Raw genomic sequence first — 1,037 nt, 5'->3', positions numbered from 1 at the left:
CGGTTATCGGTCGAATAGAGCTCTTCGCCGCTCGCCCCCATGTCTCGGGTCTGGAGGGCGTAGACAAGCGCCCCGCCGATGCCGAGCAACGCAACGGCGCCGACGCTGGCGAGCATCTTGCGGGAAAGTCGCGTGACACGGGGCGGATCGGCGCGCAGCCGCATGGGCGCGGCGGCGTCCGTGCTGGTAGTGGTGGCGTTGTCCTCGGTCATGATGGCGAGTCTCCGGTCAAGCGGGCCGGCTGGGCGGCGGCCTGCCGCTGTTCGATCCGGACGATCCGGACTGTCTGTTGGCGCTCGCCACTCCCAAGGCGAAGCTCGGCCGCGCCGAACAGGCGGTCGACGATCAGAATGTTTTGGTGGATGCGGCTGTTGACAATCTGCGGCTCGCCGTCGGAGCCAAGCACGAAGATCGGCGGCATCTCGCCTTGGACGATACCGCGCGGGAAGACGACGTAGACGCGTCGACCATCGTCAAAGACCGAGATCGGCCGCCACGGCGGGCTGTCGCCGGTCAGGCCGTAGCGATAGTTTCGCGCCGCCTCGGCCGGGATGACGGGCGCAGCCGGGACCGTCTGACGCCGCCCGGCCGGTGGCGCGGGATAGGCCCACGCGACGGCAGGCATGTAGAGCGCTTCGCGGGCGCGAAGCTCGATCATGTAGATGCGGCGATCGGTAGTGATGACCAGATTCGTCGAGATGTCCGGCCGCGTCGGCTTCACCAGCACATGAACACGCCGGTGCGCACCGCTTCCGCTCTCGGTATCGCCGATGATCCATCGTGCGGTATCGCCCGCCGCGATCGGCCCGGCGCCAGTCAGGCCCTCACCTGGCTCCAGGGCGATATTGGTGATCTGCCCTGGCGCCGCATAGACCTGATAGAGGGCGCCCTCGGACCACGGGTAAATCTGGATGGCGTTGTAGTAGCCCTCGCGGCGCGGCTCGACGCGGGCGGCGGCATTGGCGTTCTCCACCCGTCCCGCCGGCGTGCCTGCGGCTGCACCGCCCCGTGCCACGTTCCAGGAGGGAGGCGTGTGC

At 68.6% G+C, this 1,037-nt stretch carries 1 protein-coding gene and 1 pseudogene; both read right to left on the bottom strand.

The genetic code is table 11. The features are described 5' to 3' along the window. Positions 1–212: pseudogene (locus tag HUS57_RS00020) on the bottom strand (conjugal transfer protein TraI); the annotation flags it as partial. Next, positions 209–1,037 (bottom strand): P-type conjugative transfer protein TrbG (gene trbG, locus HUS57_RS00015; protein WP_173930895.1); only part of this gene is annotated, 829 nt, incomplete at its 5' end. The gene trbG and the pseudogene HUS57_RS00020, both read right to left, overlap by 4 nt.

The organism is Chelativorans sp. Marseille-P2723 (genome assembly GCF_902809845.1).
GTDB lineage: Bacteria > Pseudomonadota > Alphaproteobacteria > Rhizobiales > Rhizobiaceae > Chelativorans.
The sequence above is the reverse complement of the archived record's forward strand: the minus strand, read 5'-3'. Positions and strand labels throughout refer to the sequence as shown.